This is a genomic window from Pelomonas sp. Root1217 (assembly GCF_001425705.1).
Classification (GTDB): domain Bacteria; phylum Pseudomonadota; class Gammaproteobacteria; order Burkholderiales; family Burkholderiaceae_C; genus Pelomonas.
Map to the genome: position 1 here is coordinate 799,799 of NZ_LMDC01000001.1, position 25,187 is coordinate 824,985.

The following is a 25,187-nucleotide window of genomic DNA, read 5'->3' on the forward strand; positions in this document are numbered from 1 at the left end:
CATCATGAGCAAGAACCCGAGTGCCGCCGTTGCGACAAGCGGTGCCGACATCGCGGACTGGCGCCCCGAGGACGACGCCTTCTGGGAGAGCACCGGCAAGCGCATCGCCTACCGCAACCTGTGGATCTCCATCCCGGCCCTGCTGTGCGGCTTCGCCGTCTGGGGCATGTGGGGCATCATCGCCGTGCAGATGCTCAACCTGGGCTTCCCGTTCAGCCAGGCCGAGCTCTTCACGCTGACGGCCATCGCCGGCATCTCGGGCGCCACGATGCGCATCCCAGCCTCCTTCCTGATCCGCATGGCCGGCGGGCGCAACACCATCTTCCTCACCACAGCCATGCTGCTGGCGCCGGCCATCGGCACCGGCATGGCCTTGCAGCACAAGGACTGGCCGCTGTGGGCCTTCCAGCTGATGGCGCTGTGGTCGGGCGTGGGCGGCGGTAATTTCGCCAGCTCGATGTCCAACATCAACACCTTCTTCCCCAAGCGCCTGCAGGGCACGGCCCTGGGCCTGAACGCGGGCCTGGGCAACTTCGGCGTGACGACGATGCAGGTCGTCATCCCGCTGGTGATGACGGTCAGTTTCTTCGGCCTGAGCGGCGACTCGATGACGCTGGTGAAGGCCAGCGGCTGGATCTTCGGCAAGATCCCCGCCGGCACGCAGACCTGGATCCAGAACGCCGGCTTCGCCTGGCTGCTGTCACTCGTGCCGCTGTCCGTCCTGTGCTGGTTCGGCATGAACAACCTGAAGACGGTGACGCCCAACGCCGGCCATCCGGTGGTCGCCTTCCTGAAGATCACCTATCTGTACTCGCTCGCATTCCTGCCGACCATCGGCATGCTCTATCTCTACCTGCCGGCGCCAACGGGCCTGGGCCTGCTCAGCATGTGGGTCGCCATCCCGCTGGACATCATCGCGGCGCTGCTCGTCATGCGCCTGGCGGCCTTCGGCGCGATGAAGGAGAACGTCGCCAAGCAGTTCGCCATCTTCAGCAACAAGCACACCTGGAGCCTCACGGCGCTGTACGTCGTCACTTTCGGCAGCTTCATCGGCTTCTCCATGGCCCTGCCGCTGGCGATCACGGTGATCTTCGGCTTCCAGCACGTGCCTGATCCGAATTCGGCAGCCGGCCTGCTGACCCACACGCTGAAGAACCCGAACGCCCCGTCTGCGCTGACCTACGCCTGGATCGGACCCTTCGTCGGCGCCGCGGTGCGGCCCGTCGGCGGCTGGATCTCTGACAAGGTCGGCGGCTCCATCGTCACGCAGGTCATCTCTGCGGTCATGGTGTTCGCGTCCGCCGCGGTCGGCTATGTCATGCAGCAGGCCTACGGCTCAGCCACGCCGGAGCAGTTCTTCCCGGCCTTCATGGGCCTGATGGTGCTGCTGTTCGCGGCCAGCGGCGTCGGCAACGGCTCGACCTTCCGCTCGGTGGGCGTCATCTTCGACCGAACCCAGGCCGGCCCAGTGCTCGGCTGGACGTCGGCCGTCGCGGCCTACGGCGCCTTCGTCGCGCCGGTGCTGATCGGCGAGCAAATCAAGGCCGGCACGCCGCAGTTCGCCTTCTACGGCTTCGCGGCCTTCTACGCCGTCTGCCTGGTGCTGAACTGGTGGTTCTATCTGCGCCGTGGCGCGGAGATCAAGAACCCCTGAGGCGAGCCAAAGGCCGCTCATAAAGGCCCGGAGGCATCGCCTTCGGGCCTTCTTGCTTCTCAGGCCTGGCGCGCGCGCCTCGTCCGAAAGAACGATGCCTTCACTTGCCCGCCTCCTCCTTCCGCGCCGGTCCACCCCGACCGGCGGTGGATGGGCAGAGAAGCCCCCGCCGCGGAGCATGACCATCGTGCCAAAGACCCTCTCACTTCCACTGCGCTGGAATCCGGAAGACCCGGATTTCTGGACCGGCCATGGCCGGGCGGTGGCGCTGCGCAATCTCTGGGTTGCCATCCCGGCGCTGGCGCTGTCGTTCGCGGTGTGGATGCTGTGGTCGGTGCTCGTCGTGCACCTGCCGGCGGCGGGTTTCCGTTACAGCACCAACCAGCTGTTCTGGCTGAGCGCGTTGCCGGCCCTGTGCGGCGCCACGCTGCGTATCTTCTATGGCTTCGCCGTGCCCTGGGTCGGTGGGCGGCGCTGGACGGCCTTGTCCACCGCCAGCCTGCTGTTGCCGGCTGGTGGCATCGCGCTGGCGGTGCAGGACCCTGCCACGCCCTACGAATGGATGGTGGTGCTGTCCCTGCTGTGCGGCCTGGGCGGCGCCAACTTCGCTAGCGGCATGGCCCACATCAGCGCCTGCTTCCCGGTGCGCGAGCAGGGCAGGGCGCTGGGCCTGGGCGCCGGCTTCGCCCACCTGGGCGTCGGCCTCGTGCAATGGGCCGTGCCGGTGGTCATTACGCTGGACCTCTTCGGCCTGCCCGCTCAATCGGGCGGCCTGTGGCTGGCCAATGCCGGCCTGGTGTGGTTGCCGCTGATCGCGCTCGCCAGCATGGCGGCCTGGTTCGGCATGGACGACCTGCCCTCGGCCGGTGTTGGCATGGCCGAGCAGGCCCAGCTCTTCACGCACCGCCACAGCTGGCTGATGAGCTGGCTCTACCTGGGCAGCTTCGGCAGCTTCATCGGCTTCGCGGCGGCCGGCCCGCTGCTGTTGCGCAGCCAGTTCCCCGGCTTCGAGGGCGCGCAGTACCTGGTGTGGCTGGGTCCGTTGCTGGGCGCGCTGGCGCGGCCGCTGGGCGGCTGGGTGGCCGACGACTTCGGCGGCGCGCGCGTCAGCCTGGCCTGCTTCGGCGGCCTGGCGCTGGGCGTCGTCGGCGTGCTGGCCAGCCTGGGCGGCGGCGGGAGCGCGTGGCTGTTCGCCGCCAGCTTCGTGCTGCTCTTCGTCGCCGCCGGTATCGCCAACGGCAGCACCTTCCGCATGGTGCCGCTGGGCTTCGTGCGCGAGGCGCAGCAAAGCCGACGTACCTTGCCCGAAGCGCAGGCCCAGGGCGCCGCGGCACTCGGCCTGTGCTCAGCCGTCGGTGCCTACGGCGGCTTCTTCATTCCCAAGAGCTTCGGCAGCGCCATCACGCTGGCCGGCGGCCCCGAGGCCGCGCTCTATTGCTTCCTGGCGTTCTACCTGAGCTGCATGGCCATCTGCTGGTGGTTCTACGGCCGTCGCCACGCCCCCCTGTCCTGCTAACGGAGAAATCAATGTCCCATTTCCTGGATCGACTGACCGCCTTCCAGCTGCCCAAGGAGGTCTTCGCCGGTGGCCACGGCGTGAGTACCGGCGAGGACCGCACCTGGGAGGACGCCTACCGCAACCGCTGGGCGCACGACAAGATCGTGCGCAGCACGCATGGTGTGAACTGCACCGGCTCCTGCTCGTGGAAGATCTACGTCAAGGGTGGCATCGTCACCTGGGAGACCCAGCAGACCGATTACCCGCGCACGCGCCCCGAGCTGCCCAACCACGAGCCGCGCGGCTGCGCCCGCGGCGCCAGCTACAGCTGGTACCTCTACAGCGCCAACCGCGTGAAATACCCGATGGTGCGGGGCCGCCTGCTCAAGCGCTGGCGTGAGGCGCTGGCGGTCTCCAAGAGCCCTGTCGATGCCTGGGCGCTGATCCAGAGCGACGAGAGCGCACGGCGCGACTACCAGCAGCTGCGCGGCATGGGCGGCTTCGTGCGCTCCACCTGGGACGAGGTCAACGAGCTGATCGCTGCGGCCAACGTCTACACGATCAAGCAGCACGGCCCGGACCGCGTCATCGGCTTCTCGCCCATCCCGGCGATGTCCATGGTGAGCTACGCAGCGGGCAGCCGGTATCTGAGCCTGATCGGTGGCGTCTGCATGAGCTTCTACGACTGGTACTGCGACCTGCCGCCGGCCAGCCCGCAGGTCTGGGGCGAGCAGACTGACGTGCCCGAGTCGGCCGATTGGTACAACAGCAACTACATCATTGCCTGGGGCAGCAACGTGCCGCAGACGCGCACGCCGGACGCCCACTTCTTCACCGAGGTGCGCTACAAGGGCGCGAAGACGGTGGCGGTGACGCCCGACTACTCCGAGGTCGCCAAGCTGGCCGACCTGTGGCTGCATCCCAAGCAGGGCACCGATGCAGCACTCGCGATGGCCATGGGCCACGTCGCGCTCAACGAGTTCTATTTCAAGCAGCGCAGCCCCTACTTCGACGACTACGCGCGCCGCTACACCGACCTGCCGCTGCTCGTCATGCTGGAAGAGCAGACCCTGCCCGACGGCCGCAAGACCCGCGTGCCCGGCCGCTACCTGCGCGCCAGCGACCTGGCCGGCCAGATGGGCCAGAGCAACAACCCCGAGTGGAAGACGCTGGCCTATGACGCCACTGGCCGCCTCGTGCTGCCCCATGGCTCCATCGGTTTCCGCTGGGGTTCCGAGGGCCGCGACGACACCGGCAAGTGGAACCTGGAGGCCAAGGAGGCCGAGGGCGGCGGTGACGTCAAGCTCAAGCTGTCCCTCGTGGAGGACGGGGCGCAGGCGCACGAGATCGTCGATGTGGCCTTTCCCTACTTCGCCGGCAGCGCCAGCCAGCACTTCACGCCCAACCCGCAGCAGGACGGCGTCAGCCACTGCGCCCGCGTGCCAGCCACCACGCTGAAGACGCAGGACGGCGAGGTGCTCGTCGCCACAGTCTTCGACCTGCAGGCCGCGCAGTACGGCATCGACCGCGGCTTCGGCTCGGGTGCCGCGAGCTACGACGACAACGCCCCCTACACGCCCGCCTGGCAGGAGGCCATCACCGGCGTGCCGCGCGCGCAGGTCATCCGCGTGGGGCGCGAGTTCGCCGAGAACGCGCACAAGACCAAGGGCAAGTCGATGATCATCATCGGCGCCGCGATGAACCACTGGTACCACTGCGACATGAACTATCGCGGTGTCATCAACCTCTTGATGATGTGCGGCTGCATCGGCCAGAGCGGTGGCGGCTGGGCGCATTACGTGGGCCAGGAGAAGCTGCGCCCGCAGACCGGCTGGGTGCCGCTGGCCTTCGCCACCGACTGGGTGCGCCCGCCGCGCCAGATGAACAGCACCAGCTTCTTCTACGCCCACAGCGACCAGTGGCGCTACGAGAAGCTGGACGTGGACGAAGTCCTGTCGCCACTGGCGACAGACGCCCAGCGTGCCGAGTTCGCCGGCAGCCTCATCGACTGCAATGTGCGCGCCGAGCGCATGGGCTGGCTGCCCAGCGCGCCGCAGCTCAAGACCAACCCGATGCAGGTGGTGAAGGATGCCGCTGCCGCCGGCATGGAGCCCAAGGACTACGTCGTGCGCGGCCTGCGCGACGGCTCGCTGCAGATGAGCTGCGAGGACCCCGACGCGCCGCAGAACTGGCCGCGCAACATGTTCGTCTGGCGCTCCAACCTGCTGGGCTCCAGCGGCAAGGGCCACGAGTATTTCTGCAAGCACCTGCTCGGCACCGAGAACGGCGTGCAGGGCAAGGACCTCGGCGTGGACGACGCCAAGCCCAACGAGGTGCGTTGGCATGCCCAGGCGCCGCAGGGCAAGCTGGACCTGCTCGTGACGCTGGACTTCCGCATGAGCACGACCTGCTTGTACTCGGACATCGTGCTGCCCACGGCCAGCTGGTACGAGAAGAACGACCTCAATACCAGCGACATGCACCCCTTCATCCACCCGCTGTCCGCGGCGGTGGACCCGGTCTGGCAGTCGCGCAGTGACTGGGAGATCTACAAGGGCTTCGCCAAGGCCTTCAGCAAGGTCTGCATCGGCCACCTGGGCGTGGAGAAGGAAGTCGTGCTGTCGCCGCTGATGCATGACACGCCGGCCGAGCTCGCCCAGCCCTTCGGTGTGAAGGACTGGAAGAAGGGCGAGTGCGACCTCATCCCCGGCAAGACGGCGCCCACCATCGCCGTCGTCGAGCGCGACTACCCGGCCACGTTTGAGCGCTTCACGGCGCTCGGCCCGCTGATGGAGAAGCTGGGCAACGGCGGCAAGGGCATTGGCTGGGACACCAAGACGGAGGTGGCCCAGCTCGCCGAGCTCAACGGCGTGAACGCCGAAGGCCGCGCCCGCATCGTCAGCGACATCGACGCCTGCGAGGTCATCCTGCAACTCGCGCCCGAGACCAACGGCCACGTCGCCGTGAAGGCCTGGGAAGCGCAAGGCCGGGCGACTGGACGCGAGCACGCCCACCTGGCCCTGCACCGCGAGGACGAGAAGATCCGCTACCGCGATATCCAGGCGCAGCCGCGCAAGATCATCAGCTCACCGACCTGGAGCGGGCTGGAGAGCGAGAAGGTCTCCTACAACGCCGGCTACACCAACGTGCATGAACTGATTCCATGGCGCACGCTGACCGGCCGCCAGCAGTTCTACCAGGACCACGCCTGGATGCGCGCCTTCGGCGAGGGCTTCAGCAGCTACCGCCCGCCGGTGGACCTGAAGGCCACGGGCGGCATCCACGGCATCAAGCCCAACGGCAATGTCGAGATCGTGCTGAACTTCATTACGCCGCACCAGAAGTGGGGCATCCACAGCACCTACAGCGACAACCTGCTGATGCTGACGCTCAACCGCGGCGGTCCCGTCATCTGGCTCAGCGAGGACGACGCGAAAAGCGCCGGCATCGAAGACAACGACTGGGTGGAGCTGTTCAACATCAACGGCGCCATCGCGGCCCGTGCGGTGGTGAGCCAGCGCGTGAACCCCGGCATGACGCTGATGTACCACGCGCAGGAAAAGATCATCAACACGCCCGGCAGCGAGATCACCGGCGTGCGTGGGGGCATCCACAACTCGGTGACGCGCATCGTCACCAAGCCCACCCACATGATCGGCGGCTACGCCCAGTACAGCTACGGCTTCAACTACTACGGAACCATCGGCACCAACCGCGACGAGTTCGTCGTGGTGCGCAAGATGAAAAAGGTGGACTGGCTCGACACGCCCCGCGACGACCACCTCGCCCCCGCCTTCCAGGCGCAAGGCGAAAACCCCTGAAACGCGAGGAGCAATCAAATGAAGATTCGCGCACAGATCGGCATGGTCCTGAACCTGGACAAGTGCATCGGCTGCCACACCTGCTCGGTGACCTGCAAGAACGTCTGGACCAGCCGCCCCGGCGTCGAGTACGCCTGGTTCAACAACGTGGAGACCAAGCCCGGCATCGGCTATCCCAAGGAGTGGGAGAACCAGGACAAGTGGAACGGCGGCTGGATCCGCAAGCCCGACGGCAAGCTGGAGCCGCGGCAGGGCGGCAAGTGGAAGCTGCTGATGAAGATCTTCGCCAACCCCAACCTGCCGGAGATCGACGACTACTACGAACCCTTCACCTTCGACTACGACCACCTGCAGTCGGCCCCCGAGATGAAGCATGCGCCCACGGCCCGCCCGCGCAGCCTCATCACCGGCCAGCGCATGGAGAAGATCGAATGGGGCCCGAACTGGGAGGAGATCCTCGGCGGCGAGTTCAGCAAGCGCAGCAAGGACAAGAACTTCGACGACATCCAGAAGGACATCTACGGCCAGTTCGAGAACACCTTCATGATGTACCTGCCGCGGCTGTGCGAGCACTGCCTGAACCCGGCGTGCGTGGCGAGCTGCCCGTCGGGCTCGATCTACAAGCGCGAGGAAGACGGCATCGTGCTGATCGACCAGGACAAGTGCCGCGGCTGGCGCATGTGCGTATCGGGCTGCCCCTACAAGAAGATCTACTACAACTGGAAGAGCGGCAAGGCCGAGAAGTGCATCTTCTGCTACCCGCGCATCGAAGCGGGCCAGCCCACGGTCTGCTCTGAAACCTGCGTCGGCCGCATCCGGTATCTCGGCGTGCTGCTGTACGACGCCGACCGCATCCTCGAGGCCGCCGCCACGCCCAACGACAAGGACCTCTACCAGGCCCAGCTCGACCTCTTCCTCGACCCCTTCGACCCCGCTGTCATCGAGCAGGCGCGGCTGGACGGCATCCCGGAGAACTGGCTGGAAGCGGCGCGCAACAGCCCCGTCTACAAGATGGCCGTGGACTGGAAGGTGGCCCTGCCGCTGCACCCCGAGTACCGCACGCTGCCCATGGTCTGGTACGTGCCGCCGCTGTCGCCCATCAGCGCGGCGGCCAACGCCGGCCAGCTGGGCGAGGTGGGCGAGCTGCCCGACGTGAAGCAGCTGCGCATCCCCGTGCAGTACCTCGCCAACCTGCTGACCGCGGGCGACACGGTGCCCGTCGTCGGCGCGCTGGAGCGCATGCTGGCCATGCGCGCCTACCAGCGCGGCGTGCACGTGGATGGGGTGAAGAACCTGGCCGTGCTCGACCAGGCCGGCCTCTCCGAAGCCCAGGTGCAGGACATGTACCGCGTGATGGCCATCGCCAACTACGAGGACCGCTTCGTCATTCCGACGACGCACCGCGAGTACGCCGAGAACGCCTTCAACGTGCGCGGCGGCTGCGGCTTCAGCTTCGGCAACGGCTGCTCCGAGGGCGTCACCGAGACCAGTCTCTTCGGCTCGGAGAAGAAGCGAACCATCCCCATCAAGGCAACGATCTGAGGGCCGCCATGTTCAACAAGCTGACACCCGCCCCCCTGAGCCTGCGCGTGCTCGCCGCGCTGCTGCGCTACCCCGACGCGGATTTCCGCGCCGCCGTGCCCGAGCTTCAGCAGGCGCTGCGCGCCGAGGCCGCGCTGCCTGCTGCGCGCATCGACGAGCTGTGCGCGCTGCTGGAGCATTTGCATCGCGATGACCCCTTCGCGGTCGAGGCCGACTTCGTCGACCTCTTCGACCGTGGCCGCGGCACGGCGCTGCACCTGTTCGAGCACATCCACGGCGACTCGCGCGAGCGTGGCCCGGCCATGGTCGACCTGCAGCAGACCTACGAGCGTGCGGGCCTCTACCTCGCGCCCGGCGAGCTGCCCGACCACCTGGCCGTGGTGCTGGAGTACGCCAGCACCCAGCCCGTCCGCGAGGCCCGCGACTTTCTCGCTGAGATCGCCCACATCACGCGGGCCATCTTCAGCGCGCTCAAGCGCCGCCAGAGTCCTTATGCCAGCGTGCTGGCCGCCACGCTGGAGCTGGCCGGCGAGCGCGCCGAGCGCGTGGAGATCCCGCCCGAGCCCGAGCTCGACGAAGACTGGGCCGAGCCCGAGGCCTTCGGCGGCTGCTCGTCGGCCGGCCAGTCGCGGCCCGAGCAGCCGCAGCCCATCCACATCGTGCGCAAGCCCAGTGCGCAGCAACCGGGAGCCCAGGCATGAACGCCATTCACAACTTCCTGTTCGTCGTCTACCCCTACATCTGCCTAGCCGTCTTCCTGATGGGCAGCCTGGCGCGATTCGACCGCGACCAGTACACCTGGAAGAGCGACAGCTCCCAGCTGCTGCGCAGCCGCGGCATGAAATGGGGCAGCAACCTCTTCCACGCCGGCATCCTGTTTCTCTTCGTCGGACACACGGTGGGCATGCTGACGCCGCACGCCGTCTACGAGCACTTCATCAGCCCTGCAACTAAGCAGATGCTGGCCATCGTCGCCGGCGGCGTGGCGGGCACGTTCTGCTTCATCGGCCTGAGCATGCTGATCTGGCGCCGCATGACCGACCCACGCATCCGCCTCACCAGCCATCGCACGGACCTCGCCATCCTGTGGATCCTGTGGGTGCAGCTCAGCTTGGGCCTCATCACGCTGCCGTTCTCGCTGGCGCACGCCGACGGCACGGTCATGCTGGTGCTGAGCGACTGGGCGCAGCGCATCGTCACCTTCAACCCCGACGCGAGCGGCCTCGTGGCGCTGGCCTGGCCCTACAAGGTCCACATGGTGCTGGGCATGACGATCTTCCTGCTGTTCCCGTTCAGCCGCCTGGTGCATGTGTGGAGCGGCCTGGCCTCGGTGTTCTACGTCTTCCGCCCCTACCAGGTCGTGCGTTCGCGCCGCCTGAACCTGCCGAAGTGAGGTCCACCATGGCTCATGTGAACCACATCGAGATCGCCGCCGTCGAAGAGGCGCTGGACGAGGCCGCGCTGCGCCAGCGCGCCTGCACGGAGCTGCTGCGCCAGCGCGCCATCGCGCTGGGCCTGCTGGCCGCCGACGACCCCGCGCCGCGCGAGGGTGCGGTCAGCGAGGCAGCCAGCCAGGCCATCGAGGCGCTGATCGCCCAGGAGCTGGCCGGCCCCGAGCCGGACGAGACGGCCTGCCGGCGCCACTACGAGGCCAACGCACGGCACTACGCCCAGGGCGAGCGCGTGCAGGTGCGGCACATCCTGTTCGCCGTCACGCCGGGCGTGGACGTGGGCCTGCTGCGCCAGCGCGCCGAAGGCCACCTGATCCAGCTGCGCGCCAGCGAGGCCGCCGCCTTCACCGAGGCCGCGAAGACGCTGTCCAACTGCCCGAGCGGCGCCGAGGGCGGGGTTCTCGGCTGGCTGACCGCGGACGACTGCGCGCCCGAGTTCGCCAAGGAGCTGTTCGGACGCAGCGAGATCGGCGTGCTGCCGCAGCTGCTGCACAGCCGCTTCGGCCTGCACATCGCCGCCATCGACGCGCGCGAGCCGGGCCGGTTGCCGGCCTTCGAGCAGGTGCGCGAGGCCGTGGCGCAGCGCATGCGCCAGCTGCATCAGATCAGCGCGCTGCGCCAGTATCTGCAGACGCTGGCTGGCGAAGCGCGCCTGCAAGGCGTGGAACTACAGCAGGCGAGTTCACCGTTGGTGCAGTGATGCCCGACGAGCTGCTCGAACGCCTGCGCCGCTTCCAGACGGACGCCTTCCCGCAGCAGCGCTCGCTGTTCCGGCATCTCGTCGATGACGGCCAGCATCCGCTCACGCTGTTCATCGGCTGCTCGGATTCCCGCCTCGTGCCCTATCTGCTGACCGGCGCCGGCCCCGGCGAGCTTTTCCTGGTGCGCAACGTCGGCGCCTTCGTGCCGCCGTATGACCAGAGCCAGGGCTTCCACGGCACGGCGGCGGCCATTGAGTACGCGGTGCTTAACTTGCAGGTGCGCCGCGTCATCGTCTGCGGCCACAGCCACTGCGGCGCCATCCGCGCGCTCTACGGCGAGGTGGCGCCCGCCGCCCAGAACCTCGCCCGCTGGCTGGACCTGGGCCGTGAGGCCGCGCTGCCGGTGGCCGAGCCCGGCCCCGAGGTGATGCGCCGCACCGAGCAGCGCGCCATCGTTTTGCAGCTGGAGCGGCTGATGGACTACCCGATGGTGCGCGAGCGCGTCGAGGCGAGGGCGCTGACGCTGCACGGCTGGCACTACGTCATCGAGGACGGTGAGGTGCACGTCTTCGACGTGGCCGTCGGCGCCTTCGTGCCGGCCTCTCGCGCCGACAACGCCGGCACAGGGCCCTATTTGCTCAGCAGCGAGGAAGACGGGCTGGACGCCAGCGGCGTGCCGCTGGCTTAGGTCAGTCGATCAGGACCACATCGCCAGCGGGATTGAACGGCAGCAACCCGCCGAACTCACCAGTCTCCACGCGCTTGGTCAGCAGCTCCAACATGCGCTGGATCTCGCTCGTGGTCGTGCGGCCGGCCAGGGCGGCGGTGAACATCAGCTGCCAGGCCGGGCCGGCATGGCGCGCCTCGGCGGCCAGCGTCGCGAAGTCCTGCAACTCGGCCGGGTCCTTGTCCACGCACATCAGCGGGCGCAGCACGCCGCCTTCTCCGGCGGCATGGGCGGCGCGCTGCTCGGGCGTTGCGTCGGGTTCGCATTCGGCCGTGGTGAAAACCATCAGCAGCCGTTGCGGCTCGGGCTGGGCACGGGCCATGGCCAGCAGGTCGTTGAAATGCTCGATGTTCATGGCCGACACCGTAACGCGCTGCCGCAGCGGCGTGCGCGGCGGGCGAACGAGGGCGCCATCGCCCGAAAGGAGTAGGTCGCCGCCGCCCTCGTCATGCCACGGCCGGATGCGCTGGGCCGGGGCCGCTGCCCAGAATGCCGGCATGGATGCAAGGACCGCCCCTTTGCTATGGATGCCCCGCGTAGCGCCCCTGGCAGTGCCGTTGGAGGGCCAACTGCGCGACCGCCGCCAACGCCCCTGGCGCGACCTGCGCATTTCGCTGACCGACCGCTGCAATTTCCGCTGCAGCTATTGCATGCCGCGCAGCCGCTTCGGCCCCGGCCACCGCTTCCAGCCGCAGGCGCAGCTGCTGAACTTCGAGGAGATCACCCAGGTCGCCCGCGAGGCTCTGGCGTTGGGCGTACGCACGCTGCGCCTGACCGGCGGCGAGCCGCTGCTGCGCCGCGATCTGGCCGGGCTTGTTCGCCAGTTGGCCGCGCTGCGCACGCTGGATGGCACGCCGCCCGACCTGGCGCTGACGACCAACGGCAGCCTGCTGGCCGGCCAGGCGGCGACGCTGCGCGACGCCGGCCTGAATCGCCTCACGGTCAGCCTGGACGCGCTGGACGACGCCGTCTTCCAGCGCATGAACGACGTCGGCTTCCCCGTGGCCGAGGTGCTGCGCGGGCTGGCAGCGGCACAGCGCGCGGGCTTCGAGCGCATCAAGGTCAACATGGTGGTGCGCCGTGGCGTCAACGACGGCGAGGCGCTGCCGCTGGCCGGGCACTTCCGCGAGCACTTTGGCTCAAGCGTGGTGCTGCGCTTCATCGAGTTCATGGACGCCGGTTGCCACAACGGCTGGAAGATGGACGAGGTGCTGCCCAGCGACGAACTGCGCGCGCGCGTCGCCGCCCGCTGGCCGCTGCTGCCCCTGCCCGCCACGCGCGGCGGCGAGACGGCCCAGCGCTGGCGCTACGCCGACGGCGCGGGCGAGATCGGCTTCATCAGCAGCGTCAGCCACGCCTTCTGCGGCGACTGCACGCGCGCCCGGCTGACGGCGGACGGCCGCCTCTTCACCTGCCTGTTCGCGCCCCAGGGCCACGACCTGCGCCCGCTGCTGCGCGCTTCCCGGGGCGGCGAGACCGAGCTGCGGGAGCACCTGGCGGGCATCTGGGCGCAGCGCGGCGACGCCTACTCCGAGCAGCGCGAACGGCTGCGCCTTCTTCAGCCCGAGCGCACCGACATGCATGTGTTGGGCGGCTGACGAATCCACCAGACCTTGCACCAGATCAAAGCGGTGCGAGGCGCTTTCGCCCAGCATCGCCCCTTTCGCCCTTCATCCGCCAAGCCATGACCACTTCCTCGCTGTTCGACCGTTTAGCCACGGCTGGCCTCCGACCCCTGCAGATCCGTGGCCGACAGTTGCTGCCCATCGTGCAGGGCGGCATGGGTGTGGGCATCTCTGCCCACCGGCTGGCCGGCAGCGTCGCCGCCCAGGGCGCCTGGGGCACCATCGCCTCGGTGGACCTGCGCCGCCACCACCCCGACCTGATGGCCCGCAGCGAAGGCATGCGCGATAGCGACGAGAACAAGAAGACCGTCATCCAGCAGGCCAACCAGGAGGCGCTGGCGCGCGAGATCCGCCAGGCCCGCGAGATTGCCGGCGGGCGCGGCGTGCTGGCCGTCAACGTGATGCGCGCGGTGAGCGACTACGCGGCCTCGGTACGCACCGCCCTGCAGGAGGGCGTGGACGCGCTGGTGGTGGGTGCCGGCCTGCCGCTGGACCTGCCCGAACTGGCGCAAGACCACCCCGACACGGCGCTGGTGCCCATCCTGAGCGACGCGCGCGGCGTGGCGCTGCTGTGGCGCAAGTGGGAGCGCCGCCAGCGCCTCCCCAGCGCCATCATCATCGAGCACCCGGGCCACGCGGCCGGCCACCTGGGCGCGGCCCGTGTGGCCGACCTGGGCGATGCGCGCTTCGACTTCGAGACCGTGCTGCCCGCGGTGCGCCAGCTGATCCGCGACGCGGGCGTGGAGGGCCAGGTGCCGCTGATCGCCGCCGGCGGCGTGCGCAGCTGCGAGGACATCCAGCGCCTGCAGTCCTTGGGCGCCGACGCCGCCCAACTGGGCACGGCCTTCGTCGCCACCGAGGAGTGCGACGCCCACCCCAACTTCAAGCAGGTGCTGGTGGAGGCGCGTGACGAGGATCTTGTCGAGTTCACCAGCGTGGCCGGCCTGCCCGCCCGCGCGGTGATGACGCCGTGGCTGCGCAAATACCTGAAGGCCGAGGAGCGCCTGCAGGCCGTGGCCCAGCTCAAGCAGCGCTGCACGATGGCCTTCGACTGCCTGGGGCAATGCGGCCTGCGCGACGGCCTCAAGGGCTGGGGCCAGTTCTGCATTGACCAGCGCCTGGGCTCGGCGCTGCGCGGCGAGGTCAACAAGGGCCTGTTCTTCCGCGGCCGCGGCGGGCTGCCCTTCGGCAGCCAGATCACCAGCGTGCGGCAATTGCTGGAGCGCCTGTTGACACCCGGCATCGCCGTTGGAACTCCTGCGTGATGCCGGTGTCCTGGCTTGACCGTTGTCACGGGGAGCTCCTATCCTCGCGCCCCATCCCGCCGGAAGCCCTGCGGCCTTGACGCCCCGAAGGAGCGCTCTCCATGTCCACGCCGCCCGACCAGTTGCCCAAGCAGGGAAGCGGCAAGACCGCCGTGCGCGAGGTGCTGGAATCGGTCGACACCAAGCCCGCGAAGAGCGACCCGGTAGCCACGGCCAAGAGCAAGTACGACGCTGCCAAGCTCAAGCTCGAGCAGGATGATCTGGCCAAGGTGCCCGGCGTGGCGCCGCCCGGCGTGGAGTCGGCGCATGCCGCCGTGCAGAGTGCCCGCAATGGCCTGGTGGCTGACCCGAAGACGCTGCCCGACTGCGCCCGGGCCGTCAAGGCGCTGGACGTGCTGGCCAGGAAGGTGGCCGACTATCTCAAGGCCGAGACCAAGGCCGTGCAGCAGCTGAAAAAGAAATACGACGACGCCAAGGCGGAGATCGACAAGGCGCTCAAGGCCCTGCCAGCGACGGCGCCGACCGGATTGGCGGCTGCATTCGATGCGGTCACCCAGGCCCAGGCCAAGCTGCCTGCCGATCCCAAGACCATCACGGCCTATGTCGACGCCATCAAGGCCTTGCCGGCATTCAAGACCGCCGTGGCCGACTACGCCAAGGCAGTGGCGCGCAAGGCCAATGTCGACAGCGGCACGGCAAAGTTCGGCTCGACGGGCACCGAGCTGAGCAAGCTCAAGGGCTCCGCCAAGCTCAACGGCGAGCAAAAGCGCATCCTCGACCAGGCGCTGAAGGACCAGCTCGGCAAGACCGACAAGGCGATGTCTGACAGCGAGCTGAAGAAGTTTGCCCAGACCGTGGTCGACAAGACCAACCAGCTGGCCGAAACCCCGCTGGAAAAGGTGCCCAAGGGCAGCAAGACCATCAAGAAGGGGCTCAAGGGGATCAACGAGAAGCTGGCCCAGTCGCCCACGCTCAAGACCAATATCGTCAAGCTGCAGCAGGACAAATGGGTCATCAAGCTCAACGAGCCGGGCGGGGGCAGTTATTGCGACAAGGTCAACAAGACCATCGCCATCGACCCCAACGACCCGCTCGACGAGGCGCTGGGCGGTCTCGCGCATGAGACCGGCCACGCGCTGTTCACGCCGCCGCCCAAGCCCACGCTGAACAGCGTGGCGGACGGGCTGGAGTATGTGCGCAAGGCCACCGAGGTGGACTTCATCGACGAAGGCGAAGCCCAGCTCGTGGCCTGCCGGGCCGCCAAGGAGCATGCGGCCGAGGGCGTGGTGAGCGAGGTGCCGGCCGACGCCTCCGGCAAGTTCATGGCCATCTACGACAAGCTGGAAAAAGGCGACATCGACGAGGCCACCGCGCGCCAGGAGATGGCCAAGGAGTTCGGCGACCTCATCACCAGCACGACCCATGAAGACTACAAGACCTACTATGGCCGCGGCCATATCGACACCTGGAACAGTGCCCATGCGTCCGATCCGGCCAAGCAGCTCGATTACGCTGACTTGAGCGGCGTGACCCTCTTCCCCTGACCCCGCCAAGCCCAGCACCCTGGAGAGCGCCAGCCATGAGCGACCCGAACCTCTTTGCAACGATTGACCAGCTGCTGGCCGAGCCGGCGCTGGCCCCCGACAAGGTCGGGCACCTCCTGGGTGTCACCCTCGTGCGCGACCCGGATGCCGACACGCCCGCCGTCGAGGCCTGGGCGGCGGCGGCAGGCAAGGGCGGGGCGTATGAGGTCATCGACCTGCGCATGCCCGACCCCGACATAGGCGACGGCACGATCTTCCTCAGCGCGACACCGCGCGGGGACGGGGGCATCGACGGCACGGCCATCGGCGCGCACTACGGGCTCGACTTCAAGACCGAGATTCCGTCGCCGCGCTTTCGCCCTGGCAGCGTGCCGGTCTATCTGGTGTACGAGCGGGACTGGGGCACGCTGTCCTTTGGCGTCACTGCGGACGCGCAGCGCCGGCTGGTTCGCTTCGTGGTGTCGACGCGCCGCCGCTGAGCCTCAGGGCTGGCGCGCCGCCACTTGTTTGCGGATCGCGTTGACCATGTTTGCATCCGCGCCGGCCAGCATGGAGGTGCGCGCCGTGATGCGGCCTTCGCCGTCGAGCAGGATGAGCTCCGCGCTGTGATTGAACTCGCCGTCGGGCAGGGCGCGGTACTGGAACTTCAGCAGCGCGGCGATCTTGCGCACCGTGGCCGGGTCGGTGCGGGCCAGCGTCCATTGCGAGGCGTCCAGGCCACGCTCCTTGGCCATGGCTTCCAGCTTGGCCGGCGTGTCGCGCGCCGGGTCGAAGCTGATCAGCAGCACCTTCACGCGCTTGCGCTCGGCTTCGGTCAGCGCCGCCTCGGTGTCGCGCGCCGCGTCGATGAGCATCGGGCAGACGAACTGGCAGGAGGTGTAGAACATGCTGACCAGCACCGGCTGGCCGCGTCCGCCATCCAGGCGGATCACCTGGCCCTGTTGGTTGGTCAGCCTGGCATCCAGCTGGTAGACCGAATCGCCGGGCAGGGCGGCCATGGCCGCGCCGGCCAGCAACAGCCAGGCCCAGATCAGAAATCGCTTCATGGCTTCACCTCGCGAGCACATCGAAAGCCCAGGCTGCCGGTGCTGTCGGCCGCGCTGAGAGAGGAAAGCAGTGCCACGCGCATCAGCACGGCGTAGTTCTGGCGGTCCTGCAGGTCGATGGCGCCGGCGCCACAGAACTTCAGCCGGTCCGGGTCACTGGCGCTGCGGCTGTCGGCGTTGACGAGCAGGGCGTTGAAGTCGTCCACCCATTCCCAGACCACGCCGTGCAGGTCGCGCACGCCGTAGACGTTCGCCGAGCCCCCTACTGCTGGCAGCGCGCGGTTGGCCGGGCGGGCATACCAGCCCAGGATGCGCGCCAGCCAGGCCGGGTCGCCGCGAGCGTCGGCGCGCGTGGCGTCGGCCGCGGCGGCGTATTCCCATTCGTACCAGGTCGGCAGTCGGCCGCCTTCGGACTCGCAATAGGCCTGGGCGGCGAACCAGCTGACCTCGGTGACGGGGGTGTCGTCACCGCCGGCCCCGGCCCAGTGGTGCAGATAGCCAGCGCCGGCGAAGGCCTGAGGCGCGCGGCTGGCCTGCCATTCGGGGTGGGTGGACAGAAAGTGACTGAACTCGTTGCGCGTGACGGGCGTCTCGCGCATCTGGAAGGCCGCGACGCGCGTCGGCTCGCGGTCGGTGTCGCGGGCCAGCACGCTGTTGAGCGTGCCCGCCGGCAGGGCCACATAGGCCGCGCCGGCCAGGCCCAGCAACGCGCTGGCCAGGGCCATCAGTGCGCTGCCTGATTGGTGGTGGCAGGCTTGGCGGCGCGCTGCTTCTTGACCTCGTCGGCCGAGACGCTGCCGCCCGCGTTGCCCCAGCTGTTCAGCACATAGGTCAGGATGTTGGCGACCTCGTCGTCGTTGAGCTGGTTCATCGGCGGCATGACCGAGTCGTAGTCCTTGCCGTTGACCTTGACCTTGCCCGACAGGCCGTGCAGCACGACACCGACGGCCCGCTTGGCGTCCTGCGCCAGCCAGTCGGACTTGGCCAGCGGCGGGAACACGCCGGGCAGCCCGGCGCCATTGGCCTGGTGGCAGACCGAGCAGGTGCCGGCGAACAGCGCCTGGCCGGCGGCGATCTGGTCCTTGACCGTCAGGGTGCCGCCCGCGGCGGCCGCAGTGGCGGTGGTCACGGCGCCGAGGTTGGGCGCGGCGCGGTCACCGAGGTAGACCGAGTCGACCTCCTTGCCGGAATAGATGCTCTTGTCCTCGGGGCCGTCGATCTTCAGGATGGCCAGCGCGCCCTTGTTGAAGGCGCGGAAGATGGAGTGGTCGACCATCACATAGCTGCCCGGCACCTTGGCCTTGAAGTCGACGATGGCCGCGCCGCCGGCGGGGATCAGCGTCGTCTGCACGTTCTTCTGCGCCAGCGTGCCGCCCTCGAAGCGCACGTTGTCGAAGATGGCGCCGATGACGTGGAAGCTCGACACCAGGTTGGGGCCGCCGTTGCCGACGAACAGGCGCACGCTCTCACCCACCTTGGCCTTGATCGCCTTGTCACCGGTCAGCGCGCCCTCGGCGCCGTTGAACAGCACATAGGTCGGCTGCTCGGCGATGGCCTTTTCCATGTCGAAGGGCTGCTGGCCCTTCTCGCGGTACTTGCCGGTCGTGTAGAAGTCGCCCTGCATGACGTAGAACTCATGGTCCACCTTGGGCAGGCCTTGGGGCGGCTCGACGAGGATGAGGCCGTACATGCCGTTGGCCACGTGCATGCCCACCGGCGCGGTGGCGCAGTGGTAGACGTAGATGCCTTCGTTGAGGGCCTTGAAGGTGAACTGCGATTCATGGCCCGGCGCCGTGAAGCTGGAGGCCGCGCCGCCGCCCGGACCGGTGACGCCGTGCAGATCGATGTTGTGGGGCATCTTGCTGCTGGGGTGGTTCTTCAGGTGGAACTCCACCGTGTCGCCCTGGCGCACGCGGATGAAGCTGCCCGGCACGGTGCCGCCGAAGGTCCAGAAGGTGTAGCTGACGCCCTCCGAGATGGGCATTTCTTTCTCGACGACCTCCAGCTCGACGATCACCTTGGCCGGCGACTTGCGCCCGGTCGGTGGCGGCACGAACGGCGGGCTGGTCAGCTGGGCCTGTACCACTGGCAGAGCGGGTGCGCCCTGGGCCAGCGTGGACGTGGTGATCGCGGCGAGCAGAAGCAGGCGCAGCAGCATGGCGGGTCTCCGTTGTGGTTCGGGCCATGCTAGGCAGCACAGGTAGGTGCGGCCTTGCGCTGGATCAAGCGGGAGCCCTGGCGGCTATGCTCTTCGCCAGGTCAACCCCACCTTTCTGCCATGCGAGCTGCCTTCAGTCTCCTTGCCCTCGTCATCGTCGCGGCCATCGTGCTGTCTCTGGCCAAGAAGCAGGCCACGGCGCTGAAACCGCTGCCCGGTTCGCCCGCAGCCAGTGCCGCGCTGCCCATGCCAAAGGCGGTTGGCGAGCAGGTGCAGAACAGCGTCGACGAGGCCGCCCGCCGCGCAGCCGAGGCGGCCTCCGCGGCCACCAATTGAGACCGTGGCCGGCCACAAGCTCTTCTTCGCGCTGCGGCCGGACGAGGAGGCGGCCGAGCGCATCGCGCGCACCGCTGCCGCCGAGCATGTTGCGCGCGGCCTCGTGCCGCGCTTCAGGCCGAGCCACATCTTCCACATCACGTTGCATTACTTCGGCCGCTTCGAGGGTGAGCCCAACCCGCAGCTCGTGGCGCGGGCAATGCGCGCTGCGGCCGAGCTTGTCTGGCCGGCCTTTGATGTCGGCTTCGAGCGCTTTGCCAGTTGGGGCCGCGAAGGCGCACGCCAGCACCCTTTTGTCCTGACCGGTGGCCAGAGCCTGGAGGCGGTGCGCGAGCTGCGCGACGCGCTGGCCGATCGACTGATCGCTCATGGTCTGTCGGCCGCGAAGGACTATGAGCCCCATCTGACGCTGCGCTACGACAAGCGCCCGGCGCCGGCTTGGGAGGTTGACCTGACGGGTTGGACAGCAAGCGAGTTCTTGCTCGTCAAAAGCCCTCAGGGCCTGACGCGGCATGACGTCATCGCGCGTTGGCCGCTGCAGGGCTGAGGGCCCGCTCCTACAGGCGCTGAAGCCACCGGCCGACGGACGCGTGGTGGCGAATCAACCATGATCAATCAATCCCTGCCAGCGGAGGCCACCATGATCCTCAAGCCCATCCTTGCCGTCCTCGCCACCTCGGCCCTGACCATGAAGCTGGTCCAGCACCTGGGCCAGAAGCATCAACAGCGCCGCGTGCGCCACGACGGTAAGCAGCATCGCGAAGATGTCAGCCGCTGGGAAGCAGAGGGCGGCAATCTGCCGGAGCCCCAGCTGCCGGCCAAGCGCTGAGTCAACTGTCGATGAGGGCTTTAGCCAGCGCCCGAACGCTCAATGGCGCCGAGCCTTCGGCCTTGTTGGAGATAGTGATGAAGGCGTCCTGCCCGGCGCCCGCCGTGCCGCGGATGATGCGGGCCAGTTCGGCGCGCGTCTCGGAGTCGGGGTCCAGCATTTCGTTGAACTCGCCATAGCGCTTCTCGGCCTCTTCATAGCCATAAGGGCCGTGCAGGCGGTTCAGGTTCCAGCGCACCACCAGCGGCCCCGGCCACAGCGCACGCAGCAGCGGCAGTTGTTCGGCCAGCGGTGGCAGCTTGGGATGCAGGCCGACGCAGTAGCGCGCGCCCGCGTCGCGCAGCAGGGCGACCAGGTCAGGGCATAGCCAGGCCGCGTCGCGTACCTCGACAGCGATGACGCCGGCGGGTGGTTTGGGCAGGGCCAGCAGCAGTGCATGCAGCCGGTCGAACTGCTCGCTCATACGCGCAAGCAGTGGCCCGGGCAAGGGGCTGAGCTGGAAGACCAGCGCGCCTATCGTCTTGCCCAGGCCTTCGAAGGCGGGCGCGATGAAATCCTGCATTGCCGCGGTTGGGTCCAGGAAAAGCGGGTTGAGTTCCTGGCCGCGTCCGTCCTCGCTGCGCAGCAGCGCATCCGTGACGAGGCTGGGTGCCTTGACCGTGAAGCGAAAGCCCCGAGGCACCTGCTGAGCGTGGCGCTCGAAGTCGCTGGCCGCAATCGGCCGGTAGAAGCCGCGATCGATGCCCACGGCGCGCAGCAGCGGATGGGCGGCATAGGCCGTGAGGCCGGTCTTGGACAGCGTCGCCTCGCTGTGCCTGCCAGCCCAGACCAGCCCCTCCCAGCCCGGGTAGCTCCAGGTCGAGGTGCCGAGGTGGATGTGCGGCGACAGCGCTGCGGCCAGGGCTTCGTCCTCGGCCGCGGGCGGCGCGGGCTGTACGCCGCGCGGGCGCTTTTCAGGCGGGCCGCCAAACAGCTCGTCCTGCATCAGAACATCAGGAATTTCAGCAGCACGATGTTGACGCCCAGCAGCAGCAGCGCCGTGGGCCATTGCGCGCGGATGACGGCGTTCTTGTCCTTCAGTTCGAGCAAGGCGGCGGGGATGATGTTGAAGTTGGCGGCCATGGGCGTCATCAGTGTGCCGCAGTAGCCGCAGAACATACCGATGGCGGCCATCACAGCCGGGTTGCCGTGGTGCATGCCAAGCAGGATGGGGATGCCGATGCCGGCCGTCATGACCGGGAAGGCCGCGAAGGCATTGCCCATGACCATGGTGAACAGGGCCATGCCCAGGGCATAGGCCGCCACCGCGAACAAGGCGTTGTCGACCGGGATATAGCTGGTGGTGAGATGGGCCACGGCCTTGCCGACGCCAGCGTCGGTGAACAACAGGCCCAGCGTGGCCAGCAGCTGCGGCAGCAGGACTGCCGGCCCCATGGTCTCCAGCAGGCGGCGCGCCTCGCGCAGGGCCTGCATGGGGCGCTCGCGCGTCATCCACAAGGCGCCAACCAGGCCGACCAGTGCGCCAAGACCGACGCTGATCAGCGTGACATTCTTGGGTTCGACGAGCAGCAGGCCGCCGACGCGGACGTCCTTCAAGGTCAGCGTGCCGACCAGGGCCAGTGTCGTGATCGCCAGGATGGGCAGGAAGAGTTTGTTGCCCAGGCGCGCGGCGCTGGCCTGGCGCTCTGCGGGCTCCCGCTGGCCATGCTTGCCGAGGGACACGCCGCCCAGGCCGCCGAGTGCGGCAAGCATGAGGACGATCAACCCGCAGACGACGGGCGGCAGGTTGTCGCCGACCAGGTAGATGACGGCCCACAAGGCCCAGAACAGGCTGCTGCTCCAGCGCCGCGGGTTGCTGCGGTCGCGGCAGGTCAGCCATGCGACGATCAGCAGCGCGGCGCCGGTCAGCAGGAAGAGCTGGTCGAGCTTGAGGAGGGCGTTCATGGCTTGGCTTCCTCTTCAGCACGGGCGCGGGCGATGTCCTGCGGCAGGCGATGGTCCATCCGGATCAGCCGCGCGGCGTGGATGACGAAGGCGGCAATGGCCGTCGGGATGCCCCACAGCGCGATGTGCAGTGGGTCGGTGACGATGCCGTTCTCGGCCAGGAAGGTCTGCATCAGCACGATGGAGCCGAAGGCGACAAAGATATCCTCGCCGAAGAAGAGGCCGACGTTGTCGGTCGCCGCGGCCATGGCCTTCCATTTGTCGCGCACCGCCTGTGGCACGAGGCCGTGGGTCTTCTCGGCGGCGGCCTCGGTCATGGGCGCAACCAGGGGCCGAACCATCGGGGCATGGCCGCCGAGGGACGTCAGGCCCAGCGCCGCGGCGGTCTCGCGGATGAAGAGGTAGACGACGAGCAGACGACCCGCCGTCGCCGAGCGTATGCCTGCGATCCAAGCCTGGGCACGTTCGCGCAGGCCGTGGCGCTCCAGCAGGCCGATGATGGGCAGTGGCAGCAGCAGGGTCAGCGGCAGGTTGCGCGTCTTGACGAAGCCGGTGCCGAGCTTGGCGAGGATGAGGTCCGGCGGCAGCTTGGCCGCCAGGCCGGTCGCGATGCCCGCCACCGCGACGACCAGGACGGGGTTGAAGCGCAGCACGAAGCCGACGATGACGACGGCGACGCCGATCAGCGGCCACAGGGAAACATCTGCAGTCATGAAAAAGACTCCGGTCAGGGGCGCAGTTGCACGCCGGCTTGGGTGAGGGCTTGGTTCAGCGCCCGGGCGAAAGCGAGGGCGTGGGCGCCGTCGCCATGCAGGCAGATGGTCTGGGCCTGCAAGGGAACGATCTCTCCGGTGACGGCTTGCACGACACCTTCGCGCACCATGCGCAGCGTGCGGGCGACGGCTTGCGCCGTGTCCTCGACGAAGGCGCCGGGCTGGCTGCGCGGCACCAGGCTGCCGTCGGCGCGGTAGCCGCGGTCGGCAAACACCTCGGCCACGGCGCGCAGGCCGGCGCGCTCGGCGGCCTTCAGCAGCTCGCCGCCGGCCAGGCCGTAGACGGCCAGCGCTGGATTGACGTCGAACACGGCGGCGGCTATTGCCGAGGCAAGTTCGGGATCGCGCGCGGCCTGGTTGTAGAGGGCGCCGTGCGGCTTGACGTGATGCAGTCGGCCGCCGGCCGCGCGCACCAGCGCGTCGAGGGCACCGATCTGGTAGATCAGGTCGGCTTTCACATCGGCCGGCGCGAGCTGCATCTCGCTGCGGCCGAAGTTCTCGCGGTCGGGGTAGCTGGGGTGGGCGCCGATGGCCACGCCGCGTTCCAGTGCTGCGACCACGGTCGTCTGCATCAGCCGCGCATCGCCGGCATGCCAGCCGCAGGCGATGTTGGCGGAGCTGACGAGGGCCAGCAGCTCGGCGTCGTCGGGTGCGCCTTCGCCGAGGTCGGCGTTCAGGTCGACATGCATAGGGCAGTCCTCAATCGGGCTAGCGTGGCCTGGCGATCGCGCAGTGCGGCGATGGCCTCGTCGGTGGTGCAGGGCGTGAAGCGCAATGTGGCGCCGAGGCGCAACTGCCCCAGCTTCCACAGGTCGGCGCGGATGACGACGCCGATCTTGGGATAGCCGCCTGTCGTCTGCGCATCGGCCAGCAAGACGATGGGCTGGCCCGAGGGCGGCACCTGGATGACACCGGGCAGCACGCCGTGCGAGGCCAGCTCGGTGTCGCGCTCGCGCCGCAGTTCGGGCCCGGCGAAGCGGTAGCCCATGCGATTGCTCTGCGGCGTCAACTTCCAATCGGCGACCCAGAAGGCCTCGCGCGCCGCGGTCGAAAATTCTTCGTATTCCGGGCCGGGCAGTACGCGTACGGTCGCATCCCAGTCCGGGGCGTGGATGCCGATGCGGGGAGCAGGCAGGCGCTCCGGCACGGCGAGCGGCAGAACGTCGCCATCGCGCAATGCACGCCCATCGAGCCCGCCGAAGCCGGCCTTCAGGTCGGTGCTGCGCGAGCCCAATGCTGCGGGGAGGGCGATGCCACCCGAGATGCTGAGATAGCTGCGCATGCGCTCGCGCGGTGCGGCGAGCTTGAGCGTTTGGCCGGCCTGCACGCGCTGCCGCCACCAGGGGCGCAGAGGGCGGCCGTCGAGGCTGGCATCGGCATCGGTGCCAGTGACTGCGATGCAGCAATCGGCATCGAAGCGCAGTGTGGCGGGGCCGAGGGTGAACTCCAGGCCGGCGGCATCGACAGCATTGCCGACGAGCAGATTGCCACAGGCGAGCGCGATGTCGTCCAGCGCCCCGCAGCGGCTGATGCCGCGGTCGCGCCAGGCCTCGCGGCCGAGGTCCTGCACGGTGGTCAGCGGGCCGGCGCGCAGCAACTCGATCATGCGAGGTCCGCCACGAAGCGCACGCGGTCGCCCGGCGCCATCAGCGTGGGCGGCTCGGCCGTCGGATCGAAAAGGGGCAGGGCGGTGTGGCCGATCAGCTGCCAGCCGCCGGGCGTGGCCAGCGGGTAGATGCCGGTCTGCGCGCCGCCGATGCCGACGCTGCCGGCGGGCACGGCCACGCGCGGCTCACTGCGGCGCGGCGTGTGCAGCGAGGCGTCCAGCCCGCCGAGATAGGCAAATCCAGGCTGGAAGCCAATGAAGTAGACGATGTATTCGGCCTGGCTGTGACGCTGCACGACCTCGTCGACCGACAGGCCGCAATGCGCGGCAACGTCGCCCAGGTCGGGGCCGTGCTCGCCGCCGTAGCGGACCGGGATCTCGACGAGGCGGCCGGCCTGCTGGCGCCGCAGCGGCCGCGCCCACAGCGCAAGTGCGGCCTGTTCGATGGCCTCGCCGTCGGCGTGCAGCGGGTCGAAGGTCAGCGTCAGGTTGTTCATGCCCGGGATCAGGCCGAGCACGCCCTCGGTCTGGGCCAAGGCGGCGGCGAGCTGCCAGATGCGCTGCTGGTGTTCGAGCGCAATCGTGCCGTCCACCGCACAGCACAGCGCCGCTTCGCCAAGTGGGCGAATGAGGAGATCGGGCGGCGCGTTACTCATTTGGATTTCAA

25 protein-coding genes are annotated in these 25,187 nt (G+C 68.6%); 15 read left to right on the top strand and 10 right to left on the bottom strand.

Annotation, left to right across the window (positions count from 1 at the left end):
* Positions 1 to 4: 4 nt before the first annotated feature.
* The 8 genes from ASC95_RS32180 to ASC95_RS03695 all read left to right on the top strand — a co-directional run bounded on the left by ASC95_RS32180 (position 5) and on the right by ASC95_RS03695 (position 11,355).
* Positions 5 to 1,654 (top strand): MFS transporter, encoded by a 1,650-nt coding sequence (locus ASC95_RS32180; RefSeq protein WP_057296398.1) that lies wholly within the window; start codon positions 5 to 7, stop codon positions 1,652 to 1,654.
* 178 nt (positions 1,655 to 1,832) lie between these two features.
* Positions 1,833 to 3,170: an MFS transporter gene (locus ASC95_RS03665; protein ID WP_057296399.1), complete on the top strand. Its 1,338-nt coding sequence runs from the start codon at positions 1,833 to 1,835 to the stop codon at positions 3,168 to 3,170.
* An 11-nt stretch (positions 3,171 to 3,181) separates the two neighbouring features.
* Entirely contained in the window at positions 3,182 to 6,973 is a 3,792-nt protein-coding gene (locus ASC95_RS03670) for a nitrate reductase subunit alpha (RefSeq protein WP_057296400.1), read from the top strand.
* Positions 6,974 to 6,991: 18 nt separating this feature from the next.
* Positions 6,992 to 8,515: a nitrate reductase subunit beta gene (gene narH / locus ASC95_RS03675; RefSeq protein ID WP_057296401.1), complete on the top strand. Its 1,524-nt coding sequence runs from the start codon at positions 6,992 to 6,994 to the stop codon at positions 8,513 to 8,515.
* Positions 8,516 to 8,523: 8 nt separating this feature from the next.
* Positions 8,524 to 9,216 (top strand): nitrate reductase molybdenum cofactor assembly chaperone, encoded by a 693-nt coding sequence (narJ, locus tag ASC95_RS03680; RefSeq protein ID WP_057296402.1) that lies wholly within the window; start codon positions 8,524 to 8,526, stop codon positions 9,214 to 9,216.
* On the top strand, positions 9,213 to 9,908 hold the full coding sequence (narI, locus tag ASC95_RS03685) for a respiratory nitrate reductase subunit gamma (RefSeq protein WP_057296403.1): 696 nt from the start codon (positions 9,213 to 9,215) through the stop codon (positions 9,906 to 9,908). Before narJ ends, narI begins: the two co-directional genes overlap by 4 nt.
* An 8-nt stretch (positions 9,909 to 9,916) precedes the next feature.
* A complete protein-coding gene (locus ASC95_RS03690) occupies positions 9,917 to 10,666 on the top strand; it encodes a peptidylprolyl isomerase (protein WP_082567457.1) in 750 nt (249 codons plus the stop codon).
* Positions 10,666 to 11,355: a carbonic anhydrase gene (locus tag ASC95_RS03695; RefSeq protein ID WP_057296405.1), complete on the top strand. Its 690-nt coding sequence runs from the start codon at positions 10,666 to 10,668 to the stop codon at positions 11,353 to 11,355. The genes ASC95_RS03690 and ASC95_RS03695 overlap by 1 nt, the downstream gene beginning before the upstream one ends.
* A 1-nt stretch (position 11,356) precedes the next feature.
* Here the strand turns inward: ASC95_RS03695 and ASC95_RS03700 are convergent, their stop codons facing one another.
* Positions 11,357 to 11,893 carry a ribonucleotide reductase subunit alpha gene (locus tag ASC95_RS03700; RefSeq protein ID WP_235537676.1) on the bottom strand — a complete coding sequence of 179 codons (537 nt, stop codon included), beginning with the start codon at positions 11,891 to 11,893 and terminating at the stop codon, positions 11,357 to 11,359.
* Between ASC95_RS03700 and moaA the strand changes: the two genes are divergently transcribed.
* The 4 genes from moaA (at position 11,892) to ASC95_RS03720 (ending at position 16,307) form a co-directional block, all read left to right on the top strand.
* The gene (gene moaA / locus ASC95_RS03705) at positions 11,892 to 12,992 is read left to right on the top strand and encodes a GTP 3',8-cyclase MoaA (protein ID WP_057297031.1); all 1,101 of its coding nucleotides are present in this window, start codon (positions 11,892 to 11,894) and stop codon (positions 12,990 to 12,992) included. The two genes, ASC95_RS03700 and moaA, sit on opposite strands and share 2 nt — an antisense overlap.
* An 86-nt stretch (positions 12,993 to 13,078) precedes the next feature.
* A complete protein-coding gene (locus ASC95_RS03710) occupies positions 13,079 to 14,284 on the top strand; it encodes a nitronate monooxygenase family protein (protein ID WP_057296406.1) in 1,206 nt (401 codons plus the stop codon).
* 101 nt (positions 14,285 to 14,385) lie between these two features.
* Complete coding sequence (locus ASC95_RS03715; RefSeq protein WP_057296407.1) at positions 14,386 to 15,828, top strand: hypothetical protein; 1,443 nt, start codon at positions 14,386 to 14,388, stop codon at positions 15,826 to 15,828.
* A gap of 35 nt (positions 15,829 to 15,863) precedes the next feature.
* Positions 15,864 to 16,307 (top strand): hypothetical protein, encoded by a 444-nt coding sequence (locus ASC95_RS03720; protein WP_057296408.1) that lies wholly within the window; start codon positions 15,864 to 15,866, stop codon positions 16,305 to 16,307.
* Between the two features lie 3 nt (positions 16,308 to 16,310).
* On the opposite strand, the gene ASC95_RS03725 is transcribed toward ASC95_RS03720, so the two are convergent.
* The 3 genes from ASC95_RS03725 to nirK are packed head-to-tail and all read right to left on the bottom strand — an operon-like array spanning position 16,311 to position 19,032.
* The gene (locus ASC95_RS03725; protein WP_057296409.1) at positions 16,311 to 16,874 is read right to left on the bottom strand and encodes an SCO family protein; all 564 of its coding nucleotides are present in this window, start codon (positions 16,872 to 16,874) and stop codon (positions 16,311 to 16,313) included.
* A complete protein-coding gene (locus ASC95_RS03730) occupies positions 16,871 to 17,599 on the bottom strand; it encodes a formylglycine-generating enzyme family protein (RefSeq protein ID WP_057296410.1) in 729 nt (242 codons plus the stop codon). Before ASC95_RS03730 ends, ASC95_RS03725 begins: the two co-directional genes overlap by 4 nt.
* Complete coding sequence (gene nirK, locus ASC95_RS03735; protein ID WP_057296411.1) at positions 17,599 to 19,032, bottom strand: copper-containing nitrite reductase; 1,434 nt, start codon at positions 19,030 to 19,032, stop codon at positions 17,599 to 17,601. Before nirK ends, ASC95_RS03730 begins: the two co-directional genes overlap by 1 nt.
* A 120-nt stretch (positions 19,033 to 19,152) precedes the next feature.
* Here nirK and ASC95_RS30350 point away from each other — a divergent pair, with 120 nt between their 5' ends.
* Genes ASC95_RS30350 through ASC95_RS03750 form a run of 3 tightly spaced genes read left to right on the top strand, consistent with a single transcriptional unit; the run spans position 19,153 to position 20,197 of the window.
* Positions 19,153 to 19,368 carry a hypothetical protein gene (locus ASC95_RS30350; RefSeq protein WP_057296412.1) on the top strand — a complete coding sequence of 72 codons (216 nt, stop codon included), beginning with the start codon at positions 19,153 to 19,155 and terminating at the stop codon, positions 19,366 to 19,368.
* A 4-nt stretch (positions 19,369 to 19,372) separates the two neighbouring features.
* On the top strand, positions 19,373 to 19,915 hold the full coding sequence (locus tag ASC95_RS03745; RefSeq protein WP_162250708.1) for a 2'-5' RNA ligase family protein: 543 nt from the start codon (positions 19,373 to 19,375) through the stop codon (positions 19,913 to 19,915).
* Positions 19,916 to 19,975: 60 nt separating this feature from the next.
* Positions 19,976 to 20,197, top strand: a complete 222-nt coding sequence (locus ASC95_RS03750) for a hypothetical protein (protein WP_057296413.1) — start codon at positions 19,976 to 19,978, stop codon at positions 20,195 to 20,197.
* 1 nt (position 20,198) lies between these two features.
* Here the strand turns inward: ASC95_RS03750 and ASC95_RS03755 are convergent, their stop codons facing one another.
* The 6 genes from ASC95_RS03755 to pxpB are packed head-to-tail and all read right to left on the bottom strand — an operon-like array spanning position 20,199 to position 25,176.
* Positions 20,199 to 21,182 carry a DUF72 domain-containing protein gene (locus ASC95_RS03755; RefSeq protein ID WP_057296414.1) on the bottom strand — a complete coding sequence of 328 codons (984 nt, stop codon included), beginning with the start codon at positions 21,180 to 21,182 and terminating at the stop codon, positions 20,199 to 20,201.
* The gene (locus ASC95_RS03760; protein ID WP_057296415.1) at positions 21,182 to 22,141 is read right to left on the bottom strand and encodes a DUF979 domain-containing protein; all 960 of its coding nucleotides are present in this window, start codon (positions 22,139 to 22,141) and stop codon (positions 21,182 to 21,184) included. Before ASC95_RS03760 ends, ASC95_RS03755 begins: the two co-directional genes overlap by 1 nt.
* Positions 22,138 to 22,854 (bottom strand): DUF969 domain-containing protein, encoded by a 717-nt coding sequence (locus ASC95_RS03765; RefSeq protein ID WP_057296416.1) that lies wholly within the window; start codon positions 22,852 to 22,854, stop codon positions 22,138 to 22,140. The genes ASC95_RS03760 and ASC95_RS03765 overlap by 4 nt, the downstream gene beginning before the upstream one ends.
* A gap of 14 nt (positions 22,855 to 22,868) precedes the next feature.
* On the bottom strand, positions 22,869 to 23,603 hold the full coding sequence (gene pxpA, locus ASC95_RS03770) for a 5-oxoprolinase subunit PxpA (RefSeq protein ID WP_057296417.1): 735 nt from the start codon (positions 23,601 to 23,603) through the stop codon (positions 22,869 to 22,871).
* Positions 23,588 to 24,520, bottom strand: a complete 933-nt coding sequence (locus tag ASC95_RS03775) for a biotin-dependent carboxyltransferase family protein (RefSeq protein WP_057296418.1) — start codon at positions 24,518 to 24,520, stop codon at positions 23,588 to 23,590. Before ASC95_RS03775 ends, pxpA begins: the two co-directional genes overlap by 16 nt.
* The gene (pxpB, locus tag ASC95_RS03780) at positions 24,517 to 25,176 is read right to left on the bottom strand and encodes a 5-oxoprolinase subunit PxpB (protein WP_057296419.1); all 660 of its coding nucleotides are present in this window, start codon (positions 25,174 to 25,176) and stop codon (positions 24,517 to 24,519) included. Before pxpB ends, ASC95_RS03775 begins: the two co-directional genes overlap by 4 nt.
* Positions 25,177 to 25,187 lie beyond the last annotated feature (11 nt).